The sequence below is a fragment of the Sandaracinaceae bacterium genome (assembly GCA_020633055.1).
Classification (GTDB): domain Bacteria; phylum Myxococcota_A; class Polyangia; order Polyangiales; family Houyiibacteriaceae; genus JADJJE01.
Genome location: JACKEJ010000006.1, coordinates 601943 through 615950, shown reverse-complemented (window position 1 = coordinate 615950; position 14008 = coordinate 601943). Strand labels below are relative to the sequence as shown.

Annotated in this window: 14 protein-coding genes; 9 read left to right on the top strand and 5 right to left on the bottom strand. The window is 70.1% G+C overall.

The features are described 5' to 3' along the window. The first annotated feature begins 115 nt into the window (after nt 1-115). From H6726_12045 to H6726_12025, 5 genes are all read left to right on the top strand, one after another. Nucleotides 116-718 carry a hypothetical protein gene (locus H6726_12045; protein ID MCB9658370.1) on the top strand — a complete coding sequence of 201 codons (603 nt, stop codon included), beginning with the start codon at nt 116-118 and terminating at the stop codon, nt 716-718. A 158-nt stretch (nt 719-876) separates the two neighbouring features. Then, on the top strand, nt 877-1515 hold the full coding sequence (locus H6726_12040) for an ABC transporter permease (GenBank protein ID MCB9658369.1): 639 nt from the start codon (nt 877-879) through the stop codon (nt 1513-1515). Between the two features lie 92 nt (nt 1516-1607). After that, nucleotides 1608-1904, top strand: a complete 297-nt coding sequence (locus H6726_12035; GenBank protein MCB9658368.1) for a hypothetical protein — start codon at nt 1608-1610, stop codon at nt 1902-1904. Next, nucleotides 1901-3106, top strand: a complete 1206-nt coding sequence (locus tag H6726_12030; protein ID MCB9658367.1) for an ABC transporter permease — start codon at nt 1901-1903, stop codon at nt 3104-3106. The genes H6726_12035 and H6726_12030 overlap by 4 nt, the downstream gene beginning before the upstream one ends. Continuing rightward, the gene (locus H6726_12025; GenBank protein ID MCB9658366.1) at nt 3103-3777 is read left to right on the top strand and encodes an ABC transporter ATP-binding protein; all 675 of its coding nucleotides are present in this window, start codon (nt 3103-3105) and stop codon (nt 3775-3777) included. Before H6726_12030 ends, H6726_12025 begins: the two co-directional genes overlap by 4 nt. Here the strand turns inward: H6726_12025 and H6726_12020 are convergent. Both H6726_12020 and H6726_12015 read right to left on the bottom strand, forming a co-directional pair. Beyond that, on the bottom strand, nt 3774-4628 hold the full coding sequence (locus tag H6726_12020) for a hypothetical protein (protein ID MCB9658365.1): 855 nt from the start codon (nt 4626-4628) through the stop codon (nt 3774-3776). The genes H6726_12025 and H6726_12020 overlap by 4 nt on opposite strands. 483 nt (nt 4629-5111) lie before the next feature. Next, a complete protein-coding gene (locus tag H6726_12015) occupies nt 5112-7043 on the bottom strand; it encodes an RHS repeat-associated core domain-containing protein (protein MCB9658364.1) in 1932 nt (643 codons plus the stop codon). On the opposite strand from H6726_12015, the gene H6726_12010 reads away from it, so the two are divergent. Then, on the top strand, nt 7033-7173 hold the full coding sequence (locus H6726_12010) for a hypothetical protein (GenBank protein MCB9658363.1): 141 nt from the start codon (nt 7033-7035) through the stop codon (nt 7171-7173). The genes H6726_12015 and H6726_12010 overlap by 11 nt on opposite strands. On the opposite strand, the gene H6726_12005 is transcribed toward H6726_12010, so the two are convergent. Both H6726_12005 and H6726_12000 read right to left on the bottom strand, forming a co-directional pair. Further along, the gene (locus H6726_12005; GenBank protein MCB9658362.1) at nt 7165-7587 is read right to left on the bottom strand and encodes a hypothetical protein; all 423 of its coding nucleotides are present in this window, start codon (nt 7585-7587) and stop codon (nt 7165-7167) included. The genes H6726_12010 and H6726_12005 overlap by 9 nt on opposite strands. Continuing rightward, nucleotides 7584-9425 carry a hypothetical protein gene (locus H6726_12000; GenBank protein MCB9658361.1) on the bottom strand — a complete coding sequence of 614 codons (1842 nt, stop codon included), beginning with the start codon at nt 9423-9425 and terminating at the stop codon, nt 7584-7586. Before H6726_12000 ends, H6726_12005 begins: the two co-directional genes overlap by 4 nt. A 109-nt stretch (nt 9426-9534) precedes the next feature. Here H6726_12000 and H6726_11995 point away from each other — a divergent pair, with 109 nt between their 5' ends. Continuing rightward, the gene (locus H6726_11995; protein MCB9658360.1) at nt 9535-10572 is read left to right on the top strand and encodes a hypothetical protein; all 1038 of its coding nucleotides are present in this window, start codon (nt 9535-9537) and stop codon (nt 10570-10572) included. Continuing rightward, entirely contained in the window at nt 10569-11102 is a 534-nt protein-coding gene (locus H6726_11990) for a nitrous oxide reductase accessory protein NosL (GenBank protein ID MCB9658359.1), read from the top strand. The genes H6726_11995 and H6726_11990 overlap by 4 nt, the downstream gene beginning before the upstream one ends. 144 nt (nt 11103-11246) lie before the next feature. Here the strand turns inward: H6726_11990 and H6726_11985 are convergent, their stop codons facing one another. Next, entirely contained in the window at nt 11247-12509 is a 1263-nt protein-coding gene (locus tag H6726_11985) for a Glu/Leu/Phe/Val dehydrogenase (protein ID MCB9658358.1), read from the bottom strand. Between the two features lie 57 nt (nt 12510-12566). Here H6726_11985 and H6726_11980 point away from each other — a divergent pair, with 57 nt between their 5' ends. Beyond that, nucleotides 12567-14003: a radical SAM protein gene (locus H6726_11980; GenBank protein ID MCB9658357.1), complete on the top strand. Its 1437-nt coding sequence runs from the start codon at nt 12567-12569 to the stop codon at nt 14001-14003. Nucleotides 14004-14008 lie beyond the last annotated feature (5 nt).

The following is a 14008-nucleotide window of genomic DNA, read 5'->3' as shown; positions in this document are numbered from 1 at the left end:
GGAACGGCGGGTCGTCCCGCGTTCCAGTAGAGCGCCTCATGTGGCCGTCAGGGAGCGCGTCTCACGCAAGGACCGAACCCCGTGTCCCGCGGCCGGACGCTGCTACACTCCCGCCGTGCGCACGCTCGTCTCCCCTCGCTCTCTCTGGGCCCGACCCCTGGGCCGGCCCTCGCGTCCGACGGGAGGGCTCCTTCGCCATGGCGTTCTCCTGTGCCTGGGAGCGGCGCTGTTCGTGCCGGCCTGCTCGTCGTCGGGGACGTACCGCGAGGGGAGCTACACGGGCGGCGAGGCCGACTTCCACGTGGGCGAGCTGGACGGGGACTGGACACGCATCCAGGTGCGCGACCAGAACGACCTGGCGTTCATCCACGGGCCCACCTCGGGGGTCATTCAGGCCAACGCGTCGTGCCAGGCGGGGCTCGACATCCCGCTGGAGGCGCTGCGCAATCACCTGCTGATCGGGTTCACCGAGCGTGAGACGGTGGAAGAACGCCGCATCGAGCTGGACGGGCGCGAGGCCCTCGACGTGCACCTGACGGCAAAGCTGGACGGCGTGCCCGTGGAGATGCGGCTCACGGTGTTGAAGAAGAACGAGTGCGTGTTCGACATGGCGCTGCTCACGGCCCCGGCGGACTTCGCGCGCCTCGAGCCCCACTACGACGCGTTCCTGCGCGGCTTCCACTCGGAGGGGCAGGCCGCCCCGCTGGCGGTGCGGTGACCGAGGCCCTGGAAGCCCGGGCTGGCGCCGCAGCCAGCTTCGCCCTCGCGCGTGTGCGGGCGTTCATCGAGCACATCGGTGGCGCCACACAGCTGGCCATCCGCGCGGGGCGGACGCTGGCCACCACGCGCTTCGAGCCCAACACATTCATCTACCAGATGGAGCAGCTGGGCGTGCGCAGCCTCGCCATCGCCGCGGTCACGGCCATCTTCGTGGGCCTCGTGATGGCCATTCAGTTCGCGTTCTCGCTGGAGAAGTTCGGGGCACGGGACACGCTCGGGCGCATCATCGTCCTGTCCGAGGCGCGCGAGCTCGCGCCCACGCTCACCGCGCTGGTCGTCGGGAGCCGCATCGGCGCGGGCATGGCCGCCGAGATCGGGTCGATGGCGGTGACGGAACAGATCGACGCCATCCGCGCGCTGGGCGCGGACCCCATCCGCAAGCTGGTGGTGCCACGCCTGCTGGCCGGGGTGCTCATCATGCCGATGATGACCAGCATCGCCTTCGTGCTCGGCATGTTGAGCGCCATGCTGGTGGCGCGCCTGTCGTTCGGCATCCCGATGGACTTCTTCGTCAGCTCGGCGCTGGACTCGCTGGACATCCGTGACCTGGCGGCGGGCATGGCCAAGACGCCGTTCTTCGGCTTCCTCATCACGCTGCTCGGGTGCTACTTCGGGCTCGAGACCCGGGGCGGCACGGAGGGCGTCGGGCGTTCCACCACACGGTCCGTCGTGGTGGTGTCCATCACCGTGTTGGTCGCCGACGCGCTGCTGACGCAGATCTTCGTGAGCCTCTGAGGGTGGCCGCCGAACCGCCACGGTCAAGCCCTCGTCCATACGCCACGCGCTGGCCCGCGTGGGCGCTGTTGGCGTCGCTTTCGCTCGTGGCCATGTGCGCCCTGGACGCCGTGCGCCGCACCGCCGCGCGGACCGAGGCGCACCACGCGGAGACCCAGGAGACGCTCACCCGGTGGCTGGGCACGGCCGACCTCGCGCTCTCGTCGAGCTCGCGCTGGCTGCGTCACTCCTCGCAGGTGGAGCCGGCGGCGGCGGCGGCAGACGCACCAGCGAGCTTGGACACGGACCCGGCGGGCGCGTGGCTGCCGCCCCGGCGCGCGTGGCTCGGCCAGTCGGCGCGAGACCTGCGGCGCGGCCAGGGCTCGAGCCCTGAAGAGGGGGCCCCGTGAACGCCCAGCTCGCCAAGCTGCGCTTCGCGATTGGCGCCTGCGCGCGACGCGGGCGGCGCACCGCAGCGATGATGGTCGGCCTGGCGTTCATCACGGCGCTGTTCGCGTCCGTGGTGTTCTTGACGGACGCACTGCGGCACGAGGCGCGCCTCGGGGTCTCGACCCTGCCCGACCTGATGGTGCAGCGCACGGTGGCGGGGCGCCCTGCCCTGGTGGACCCGAGCCATGTGGAGGCGCTGCGCGCCATGCGCGGGGTGCGACGCGTGACGCCACGGGTGTGGGGCTACTTGTACGTCCCCTCGCTGGAGGCAAACCTCACCATCGTCGCGCTGCATGGCGACGGCGCCGCAGCGGAGGCCCCCCGCGCGAGGTCCGACGGGCGCGCGGACAATGGGGACGCCGTGGTGGAGGGGAGGCTTCCGACTGACGCTGAGGAGGTCACCGTAGGCGCGACGCTGGCCGAGCGCCTCGGCCTGCGTGTGGGAGACGAAGTGGCGCTGCCCGCCCCCGAGCGGTACCAGCTGGTGCGCGTCGTGGGCCTGTTCCGAGCGGCCTCGGCGCTACGCACGGCCGACGTGGTGCTCGCGCAGGAGCCGCTGGCCCGCACGCTCCTGGGGATGCCCGAGGGGCAGTACACGGACCTGGCCGTGGACCTGACCGTGGCGGACGAAGCCGGGGTCGTGGCCAACCGCGCGGCGATGCTCTTCCCGGGCGCACGGGTGTTGCAGCGCAGCCTGCTGGAGCGCACCCACGCGCTCACGTTCGACGCCCGCGGCGGTTCGCTCGCGGTGCTCTTGCTGCCCGCGCTGGCCGCGCTCTTGCTGCTGGCCTGGGACCGGCTGACAGGCCTCGGCGAGGTGGAGCGCCGCGAGATCGGCGTGCTCAAGGCGGTGGGCTGGCAGACCTCGGAGGTGCTGCAGGTGCGCGTCTACGAGCAGCTGGTCGTCGCGCTCACCGGCGCGTGTGCGGGGGTGGCAGTGGCCTACGTCTACGTGTTCGCGCTGGGCGCGCCCGGGCTGTCGGGCGCGCTGTTCGGGTGGAGCGCGCTGTACCCGGAGCTGCGGCTCGCGCCGAGCATGGACGCCAGCGTGCCGCTCACCATCCTCGCGGCCGTCGTGCTGCCGTACGTGGCGGTGGGCTTGGTGCCAGCGTTCCGCGCGGCGGTGATGGACCCCCTCGACGCCCAGCGAGGTCGCTCGTGAGCGTCGAGCTCGAGGAGGTGCACAAGCGCTACCGCGACGGGCGGCGCACGCACGAGGCCGTGGCCGGGGTGTCGCTCACGTTGGCGCCCGGGACGTTCAGCGTGTTGGTCGGCCCGAGCGGCAGCGGCAAGTCCACGCTGCTCTCGCTGTGCGGGGGCATGACCACGCCCACGTCGGGTGACGTGCGCCTGTTCGGGCGCTCCATCGTCGCCCTGCGCGACCACCACCGCGCGCAGCTGCGGCGCGAGCGGGTGGGCTTCGTGTTCCAAGACCTCGGCTTGATCGACTCGCTCTCCTTGCTCGAGAACGTGCTGCTCCCGCTGGTGCCCACCGGCGGCGCGGACACGGCAGCGCAGCGGCGGGCCGAGGAGTGGCTCACCCGGCTGGGGATCGCGCCGCTCGCGCACAGCCGCGCCAGCGCCCTCTCCGGCGGCGAGCGGCAGCGGGGCGCCCTGGCGCGCGCGCTGGTCACGGGTCCGGCGCTGCTGTTGCTCGACGAACCCACCGCCCACGTGGACCGCGAGAGCGCGGACGAAATCGTGAAGGTGCTGGGCGCCCTGCGCGACGAGGGCACCATCATCCTCGCGTCCACGCACGACCCTCGCCTGGCCGAGCGCCCCGAGGTGGACCGCGTGATCACCCTGCGTGAAGGGAAGCTGGTCGACCGCTAGCCCAGGCGCGGACGAGATCCCCTTCGCGCTGGTGACGGAGGTCCTCGTCTACGCCGGCGGCAGGCTACATCGACGGGGACGATCCGAGGCCGTGAGCCGGCAAGGGGGAGCGGGGGCCACACGTCGTAGTCGTAGCGCGCCGTGACCGCGCCCGTCGTCGTGTTCACCAGCATGCGCAGCGAGCCCAGGTGGTCGGCCACCACGCGGTAGACGTCGCCGCTTGCCGCCACGATGTAGTCCGGCACGTTCGCCCGCGTCACGTACACGTACGTCGCCTGCACCGCGCCCGTCGCGTCCACCTGCGCGATGGGGTTCAGGCTGTCCTTGTACAGCCAGCCCCGCTCGAACACCCCGTTCACCACACGCCCCACGCGCCGGCCCAGCGCGTCGTGCACGTAGTCCACCTTCGTGCTCCCGATGGCCACCTGATGGAGGCGACCGGCGCCGTCGTACGTGTAGACCGTCTCGTCCAGCGGGTCGCTCGCGTTCACGCGCGTCTCGAGCCGCCCGTTCGCGTCGTAGGCGTAGTCGTACTCCCCGTGCCGGCACAGCTCGTCGCGGTCGTTCGCGCCGCGCCCGAGCGGCACGCCCCCGCTGTCCGCGCAGCCCAGGTTCACGCCCAGTTCGAGCACCCGGTCCGCCTCCACCACGTTCGTGCGGTTCCCGTTCAGGTCATAGGCGTAGTCCGCCACCGGCGCGTCCAGCCCGTCCCGCACACTCACCAGCCGCCCCGCGTCGTCGTACTCGAAGCGCTGCACTCGGCTCACGCCCTCCACCGTCTCAGCCCACTCCGTGATGCGCCCAAGCCCGTCGTGCTGGTAGGCCGACGCGTACACCTCGGCCTCGCTCACACGCCGCGCTGTACGTCGCCAATCTGGACGTCAACATGCAGGCGGCTCCAAGCACACGGCGACCTCACCACCGGATATTCGACGGTGGGCGGGAACATCTTTCCGCACACTCCTCGAAACGGTGTGCCTCGGATAGGTCGTCTGTCACAGTAACCTCGTGAATGCTCCACCTTGTGACGTAGTCCTCGTAGCTTACCAGAGTCCATCTCGACGTCCCGCACTGGCGAAAACTGACCCACACGCCTCCTCCCCCATAGGTTCCCAACGTATTCGCCGCATCCCCCGTTTCAAGGCGTCCGATCCCAGGAAAGTGATCGAAATCACCTCCTGTAACAACATCACACAAGTCAGACGAAGACTCGTTCTTCACACGGACTACTACGTTGAAGGTGCCGCCCATCCAGGACACACAGCACAGGCATCCAAGCCACAGCGGGGACGTCGCGATCGCCGCACGCAGTAGTCGCCTCGCGCTCTGCCAAGTCATTGCCAGTACTCATTCGTCCAGAAGGGGTGCGTCGGCAACCGAGGTGTCCCCCATGGGCGTATGTGTTCAAGCGGGGCACCCTCGCATGCATCCGCACAAGAACCCGCTGAGCCTGAGGCGTCGATGCCACAGTCGTTGTTGTGGAAGTCCATCTCTCGCTTCTCATCATCCCCGAACAACTCGAGCTCATGAACCGCGCCAGCGAGTCGCGCGCCGCCCGTACTCCCCCTGCGGGTCATTTCACACATCCAGACACAGTGCCGATATGCATCCTGCTCTGTATCCTCGTTCGGGTGGGGCGTGTCGGGATGCGCGGCATCGCCAAAGCGCGAATGTCCTCGCGCCGCATCACGAGCGGCATCAGCCGAATCGTACGCGTTCCGCACCCAGTGATACACGGCCGTGCCTGCCGCGCCGATGACAACGCCCAGTGCGAAAACGGCGAGGGGTGCGATCCGACCCGTCGGATCGAAATAGTTCACCGGATCCCCGTTGGCATACCGGTACCAGTTCGTCTCCGCCGCAAACCCCAGCGGCTCCGGCGCGGTCCACCGGCCCGTGTCCGCGTCGTAGTCGCGCACCCCGAACCGCACGAGCCCGGTGTCCGCGTCGTAGAGCCCACCCGCGTACCCGAACGGGTGCAAGCCGTGGTCGCCCGACCCGTGCGTCACCCGGCCCCACACGTCGTAGTCGTAGCGCGCCGTGACCGCGCCGGTCGTCGTGTTCACCAGCATGCGCAGCGAGCCCAGGTGGTCGGCTACCACGCGGTACACGTCGCCGCTTGCGGCCACGATGTAGTCCGGCACGTTCGCGCGCGTCGCGTACACGTACGTCGCCTGCACCGCGCCCGTCGCGTCCACCTGCGCGATGGGGTTCAGGCTGTCCTTGTACAGCCAGCCCCGCTCGAACACGCCGTTCACCACGCGCCCCACGCGTCGGCCCAGCGCGTCGTGCACGTAGTCCACCGTCGTGCTCCCGATGGCCACCCGGTGCAGGCGGCCGGCCCCGTCGTACGTGTAGACCGTCTCGTCCAGCGGGTCGCTCGCGTTCACGCGCGTCTCGAGCCGACCGTTCGCGTCGTAGGCGTAGTCGTACTCCCCGTGCCGGCACAGCTCGTCGCGGTCGTTCGCGCCGCGCCCGAGCGGCACGCCCCCGCTGTCCGCGCAGCCCAGGTTCACACCCAGCTCCAGCACCCGGTCCGGCTCCACCACGTTCGTGCGGTTCCCGTTCAGGTCATAGGCGTAGTCCGCCACCGGCGCGTCCAGCCCGTCCCGCACACTCACCAGCCGCCCCGCGTCGTCGTACTCGAAGCGCTGCACCCGGCTCACGCCCTCCACCGTCTCCGCCCACTCCGTGATGCGCCCAAGCCCGTCGTGCTGGTAGGCCGACGCATACACCTCGGCCCCGTTCGCACGCACCGTGCTCCCCTGGTAGTCGCCAAAGCCGGGCGTCGCTGCGCTCACGTCCACAGCGTACTCCGTCTGCACCACCCCCAGCACGTCTTGCTCCACGTGCCCGTCCAGCACAGACCGCGTCAGCGTCATCCCCGCCGTCGAAGGACCGCTCACCCGCGACGTCCCCACCACGAGGCCGTCCAGGTCGTAGCTGTATGCGACGCCGTGCCCGCCCGTGACCTCCAGCTGCGCGGTCTCGAGGAAGTTGTTGTACGTCACGTCCACCCGTCCAGGCACTGGGCCCGTCGCGATCGAAGGGGTGACACCCCCAAGGGCAGCCGGAGCACCAGTTCGACTACGACGCGAGGTCAGCCCGCTCATGTATCCGCGTGCGTCGTAGGTATAGTCCGCGCGCCGGACGGTCCCGTCCCCGCGCCGCGTGGCCGTGAGGTAGCCCTGGGCGTCGTAGTCCACGACCACCGGCCGCTGACCCGGCGGCCGGTGCTCGATGGTGCGCCCGTCCGTGTCGATCACCCGCTGCGCCACACACCCCTCCGGCGACGTGCTCGTGAACGTGCGCGTCGCCGCGTTGTACGCCGTGGTGCTCGTCCGCGTGCCGTTCACGGTGGTCAACGCCGCGCAGGGCGTCGAAGCGTCATACTGACCTAAGCCAAGCCCAGACCCATGCCACCAGGACGCCCGCCACCGGCAGCGCGAAGCGCCGCTGCCGACGCCGAAACTGCTCCAGCAAGTGCGCGTTCCATCCCGTCGGCTTCTTGATACGTGGCTCTTGCCCACTCGCGAGTGAGTAGAGAGCAGCCATGGTGGCTCCAATCGCGGCCATCACAGCGTAGTAGGTGCCGAGTGCAGCCCAGACAACCGCTAACTCGACTCGCCCGAACGCCACCCACATGGACCATGCCATCGCGAGCGTTCGAGGTAGAGGCCGAAGAAGAGCCACCACTGGCCCGAACTCGTCCATTGCCACGCCAATCGGCAACCCCTCGCGGCGCCACGCCCCGATGGCGCTTCTGGCCAGCAGGACGCCTCCGACGATGAACGCGAGTCCTTCGATCACGGGGCGCCGTACCTGCCCATGTAGAACGCAATTCCGGCAGCTCGGCCCGCGCCGTACGCAATTCGTGCAGCGACCCCGCCGGTCGGCCCCGGACCGGCCAGCCCATTCGCGGCGGATCCGAAGCCCGTGATCGTGTTCGCAACCACCTCTGTCGCGCCTTGACCTCCTCCCAGCGCCGAGATCATTCGTATCGCGGCCGGGGAGTTGGGTACGAGGACGAGTTCACCAGAGACAGCAGCGTCCACGGCCGCTCCGACCTCGGCTTCGAAGGTTGGCGCGGCCGTGCGGTAGGCGCCACCCGCCATGGAAGGTCCCGTCACGGGAGCAGCACCTCCGGCACCAACGCCTGTGAACAGCGTCAAGATCCCAAGGGTCCATTGACCAACTCCCCTCCCGAGCCGGTACTCCTCGGCACACTCGTTGACTTCGCTTTCAAGACCGAGCGAGTGACGTACCCATCTGCCAATCCCGAATGACAGTCCGTCGCCGTACGCTGCAAACGTGTTGGACACCTGTCGCAAGGGACCATCGTGCGAAGTGTCCACGTGGTCCAGTAGTTTACGTACCCATTCAGGGAGGGACCCCGTAGGGTCCACGAGGTTTACGGGGTCCCCACCTGCATACCGGTACCAGTTGGTCTCCGCCGCAAACCCCAACGGCTCCGGCGCGGTCCACCTGCCGGTGTCCGCGTCGTAATCGCGCACCCCGAACCGCACGAGCCCGGTGTCCGCGTCGTAGAGCCCGCCCGCGTACCCGAACGGGTGCAGGCTGTGGTCGCCCGACGCGTGCGTCACCCGGCCCCACACGTCGTAGTCGTAGCGCGCCGTGACCGCGCCGGTCGTCGTGTTCACCAGCATGCGCAGCGAGCCCAGGTGGTCGGCCACCACGCGGTAGACGTCGCCGTTGGCCGCCACGATGTAGTCCGGCACGTTCGCGCGCGTCACGTACACGTACGTCGCTTGCACCGCGCCCGTCGCGTCCACCTGCGCGATGGGGTTCAGGCTGTCCTTGTACAGCCAGCCTCGCTCGAACACCCCGTTCACCACGCGCCCCACGCGCCGGCCCAGCGCGTCGTGCACGTAGTCCACCGTCGTGCTCCCGATGGCCACTCGGTGCAGGCGGCCGGCCCCGTCGTACGTGTAGACCGTCTCGTCCAGCGGGTCGCTCGCGTTCACGCGCGTCTCGAGCCGCCCGTTCGCGTCGTAGGCGTAGTCGTACTCCCCGTGCCGGCACAGCTCGTCGCGGTCATTCGCGCCGCGCGCAAGCGGCACGCCCCCGCTGTCCGCACAGCCCAGGTTCACACCCAGCTCCAGCACACGGTCCGGCTCCACCACGTTCGTGCGGTTCCCGTTCAGGTCATAGGCGTAGTCCGCCACCGGCGCGTCCAACCCGTCCCGCACGCTCACCAAGCGCCCCGCGTCGTCGTACTCGAAGCGCTGCACCCGGCTCACGCCCTCCACCGTCTCCGCCCACTCCGTGATGCGCCCGAGCCCGTCGTGCTGGTAGGCCGACGCATACACCTCCGCCCCGTTCGCACGCACCGTGCTCCCCTGGTAGTCACCAAAGCCGGGCGTCGTCGCGCTCACGTCCACAGCGTACTCCGTCTGCACCACCCCCAGCACGTCTTGCTCCACGTGCCCGTCCAGCGCAGACCGCGTCAGCGTCATCCCCGCCGTCGACGGTCCGCTCGCGCGTGACGTCCCCACCACGAGGCCGTCCAGGTCGTAGCTGTACGCGACACCGTGCCCGCCCGTGACCTCGAGCCGCGCCGTCTCCAGGAAGTTGTTGTACGTCACGTCCACACGCCCGGGCACCGGGCCCGTCGCGATCGTCGCCACCGTCGACCGACCGCACGACGGCGAGATGGACACAGAGAGCGTCTCGAAGACGCTCTCCGTTCAGGCGCTGCGGCTGGACGCGTAGGACTGGCGCGCCCATGGTGAGCGCGTGATCGAGAACCTGCTCCACCCCACGCTGCTGGCCCGCGTGCTCTCCGGGCTGGCGGCGCTGGGCGCGACCGTCGTGGCCACGGCGGTAGGCGTGCAGGTGCTGCGCGCCCGCGGGCAAGCCGCCCGGGGCAGCGAAGAGGGCATCGCGCTCGAGCGACGCTCCGAGCTGGCGGCGATGTTGGTGCAAGCGGCCATGGTGTTCCAGCTCGTCAACGCCGTGCTCAGCGTGGTGGCCGCCGACAGGCTGAGCCCCAGCGTGCAGGGCGCCATGTGCGCCTACGGCGTGCTGGACCTGGGCGCGTCGGGCTTCGTCATGCTGGGCGTCACGCTGGCGTCCGCGCTCGCGTGCGCGCTGTGGCTGGCGCTGCACCGCTACGACCTACGCCTGCCGACGGCGACGCTCAGCCCGGTCGCGTGGAGGGCGCTCCTGGGGGTGGCGCCGCTGATGGCGCTCGACTTCGCGCTGACGTTGCGCTTCGCGCTCTCGCTGGACCTCTCGGTGGTTGCGTCGTGCTGTGCATCGCAGCTGGACCCGGAGGTCGCGGCCACCATGGGCGCACAGGTCGGGCTCCCGCGCATCGCGTTCGGCGTCGCCTTGGCGGTCTGCGCCGCGTGCGTGGCGGTGGCCGTGGCCATCCAGCGGCGCGACCACGGCGCGCTCGTGGGCACGCTCGGGGTCCTGAGCACCCTCGCCTGCTGCGCGTCAGTGCCTTCCATCATGGGGTTCGTGGCGCCACACGCCTACGGCTCCCCGGTGCACACCTGCCCGTTCTGCTTGCTGCACGCCGACGTGTGGGGCATCGGCTGGCCGCTCTTCTCCGCGCTCTTCGCCGGGCTCACGCTGGGGCTCACGCCCAGCCTCGTGCGGGGGCTGTCGCGGGTCGCGGGGGAGCGCGAGCAGGCGCGCGCGCTGGAGCGGGACGCCGCGCGCTTCGCGGGCTATGCCTTCGCCGTGTTGTTGGTCTTTCAGCTGGTCCCCGTCGTGCGCTACCTCGCCGCGAGCGGCGGCGCCTCGGTCTTCGGGGGCGCGTTGTGAGCCGTCCGAGACGGCGTCCGCTCACCGCCGCGAGCGCTGCGGTCCGTCGGTTCACCGCAGGTTGCAGCCCACCTGCTGGCATCCCGCGTCTCGCCCTCCTCGCCCTGCTCGTCCCGCTCGCTCTGTTCGGCGGCGCCCTCGGCGCCCTCGGGTGCGGTGACCCTGACGCGCGGGCCCGCTGTGCGCAGTGCGGCATGTACGCCGACGCTGCGCCGCAGTGGACTGCACACGCCACGAGCAGCGGGGGAGCTGCGCTGGCGTTCGATGGGCCCAAGTGTCTCTTTCGGTACGCGGCGGCGCACGCGCCGGACGGTCTGCGCGCCCTGCGCGTGACCGAGTACTACACGCAGGAGGCACGCCCCGCGGACGCGTTGCTCTACGTGCGCGGGAGTGACCTGCGGAGCCCGATGGGGGCCGACCTGGTGCCGGTCGAAGGGGAAGCTGCGGCGGCCGAGTTCGCGCGCGACCACGGAGGGGACGTCCTCCGCTACGCGGAGATCACGCCCGAAGTCTTGGCGGCGCTGGAGTAGCCCGCCGCGTCGAGGCGCACGGCGAAGCGACGCGGACCCGAGAGACGCGGACGCCACGCCCGCGGACCCGAGAGACGCGGACGCCGAGCGGCGCGGACCCGAGCGACACGTGTCGGGCTCGACGACACCCTGCCCTCGAGACGCTCAAGGGAAGATGCCGCGCTCCGCGTAGGCTTGCCCCAGGCGCTCCAGCGCGAGGCAGTAGGCCGCCATGCGCAGCGACACGCCGCGCTGCTCGGCGTAGTACCGAACCTGGCCGTACGCCCCCTTCATCCGCCGCTCCAGCTTGGCGTCGACCGTACCCAGGTCCCACTTCTCGGAGTTGCGGTTCTGCACCCACTCGAAGTAGCTGACGGTGACGCCGCCCGAGTTGGCGAGCACGTCGGGGATGACGGCGATGTTGCGACTCTCGAGGATCTTCTCGCCGTCCGGGTGCGTGGGGCCGTTTGCGCCCTCGACGACCAACCGCACGCGCAGCGCCTCGGCCTCGGCTGCGCCGATCTGGTTCTCGAGCGCCGCTGGCACGAACAGGTCCGCCTCCAGCCCGAAGAACTCGGCGCGCTCGATGGGCTGACCGTGCTCGTAGCCCGCGATGCTGCCATGGCGTCGCACGTGATCCTGCAGCTTGTGGACGTTGAACCCCTCGCCGCTGTGCAGATAGCCCGTGTGGTCGCCCACACCGACGACGGAGACCCCGAGCTTCGCGAGCAACACCCCCGCGTGACCCCCCACGTTGCCGTACCCCTGGATGATGGCGGTCTTGCCCTCGAGGTCGAAGCGCTGCTCGCGCGCCCACTCGGTGATGCAGTGCAGCACGCCCTGCGCCGTGGCCTTCTCGCGCCCCTCGGAGCCACCACACGTGAGCGTTTTTCCGGTGACCACGGCCCGCTGCGCGTTCTTGTCGGCAAACGACAGCGTGTTCATGTAGGTGTCCATCATCCACACCATGGTCTGCGAGTTGGTCCCGACGTCGGGCGCCGGGATGTCGTACGACGGCCCGATGTTGTTGCCGAGCGCGTGCGTGAAGCGCCGAGTGATGCGCATCACCTCGTCGCGGCTGTGACCTCGCGGGTCGAACTTGACGCCTCCCTTGCCCCCGCCGAAGGGGATGTTCATGAGGGCGGACTTCCACGTCATCATGGCGGCCAGCGCCTTGAGATCGTCGAGGCTGACCGTCTCGTGGTAGCGGATGCCGCCCTTGTAGGGGCCCAGCAGGTTGTTGTGCTGGATACGGTAGCCCTTGAACACCTTCATCGTCCCGTCATCCATCGCGACGGGGAAGTGCACGATGATCTCGTTCTTGGGCTGCGCCAGGATGGCGCGTACGTGATCGGGCAGCTCGACCACCGCTGCGGCTTCGTCGAGGTACCCCTGGATGACTTGGAAGAACTCGTATGTCGGAGACATGGTGCCCCACGTCCTACCACGCTTTGCGGGGCCCTGCGGCTGGGATACGCTGCGCCCGTGAGCTCACTCCCCATCGTCTCCAGCGAGGCCTCGACGGACGCTCCGTCCGCGCGCGGCGAAGACCACGACCGGACCAAGGGGCTGCTGCGCCTGACCATGGCGTGCAACGAGCGCTGCCTCTTCTGCAACGTGCCCGTGGAGGACTTCCGACCGGTCACGCCCAGCCTCGCGGCGCTGGACGAGCAGCTGCAAGACTTCATCGCCTCCGGCGCGCAGACGCTGACGATCTCGGGCGGTGAGCCGACACTGCTGCGTGAGCGCCTCGTCGCGGCCGTACGCAAGGCCCGCGAAGGAGGCGTGCCTTTCGTGGAGCTGCAGACCAACGCGGTGCTCATCGACGACGACTACGCGGCAGAGCTCGCGAGCGCTGGGGTCACCTCTGCGTTCGTCTCCTTCCTGTCTCACGTGCCGGCGTTGCACGACGAGCTGGCGGGACTCCCCGGCGCCTACGACGACTGCCTGCGCGGCATGGACGCGCTCGTCGCGAACGGGATCACGGTCACGCTGAACCCCGTCACCGCGTACGCCACCCAGGGGCTCGTCGCGGACTACGTGAGCTTCGTGGCGGAGCGTCTGCCGGCCATCCGTTCCATCTCGCTCTCCGCCGTGCAGCCACACGGCAGAGCGCGGCAGGACGTCCAACTCCTGCCCGACTACGGCGTGTTGCGCGAGCAGGTCATCGAGGCCCAGGCCCGCGCGGCCAAGCATGACATCCGCCTGCTGAACCCGTACTGCGGACTGCCCCTGTGCGTCGGTTGGGACGCCGCCGCCGACCGCAGCGTCGAGGCGATCGAGGCGCTGGAGGTCGACGAGCAGACCCCCTTTGGCGTCGACAACCACCACGACAAGCGGCACGGCCGACCGTGTCGGGGATGTGCGCTCCGCACGCGTTGCGGCGGTGCCTGGAACGCGTACTGGGACGTGCGCCGAGGTCGGGGCCTGCACGCGCCGCTGGAGCGCATCGAGCCTTGGTTTCCAGAGGCCAAGGCCGCGCCCGGGCAGCTCGTCGTCGCGACGCAGTACACCCCCGATGCGCGCGTCGACGGCGACGCATCCATCCCGACGCGCTGGTGCATGGTCACCACCCTGCGGGCCGGAGACGGCGCGCGGCTGCGAGCTCTCGGGTACACGGACGTCGGCATCCTCACCACGCTCACCTCCTTGCGCGACGACATCTCGCTGCAGCAGGAGCTCTCCGCCATCGGCGAGGACAACGCCGCTCGCGACCCTCAGCGCCGCCTGCGCGTCGCGCTCGGACTGCGCGCGCTCGGCCCCCTTCGCGAAACGGCGGAGACCATCATCGGCGCCGTGGTGGCCTGCGTCGACACAGTGGACATCCTCCTCGCGCGGACGCCCACACTGAGCCGTTTCGTCGCGGGGCTGCGCGCAGAGCTGCCGCCTGACACCGTGCTGCGTGTCGGGGGGCGGTCGTAGCGCGC

What these genes read in the sequence shown, in the direction of transcription:
- H6726_12035 (MCB9658368.1), top strand. Translation starts at nt 1,608, where the DNA reads ATGTGCGCCCTGGACGCCGTGCGCCGCACCGCCGCGCGGACCGAGGCG.
- H6726_12040 (MCB9658369.1), top strand. Translation starts at nt 877, where the DNA reads ATGGAGCAGCTGGGCGTGCGCAGCCTCGCCATCGCCGCGGTCACGGCC.
- H6726_11985 (MCB9658358.1), bottom strand. Translation starts at nt 12,509, where the DNA reads ATGTCTCCGACATACGAGTTCTTCCAAGTCATCCAGGGGTACCTCGAC.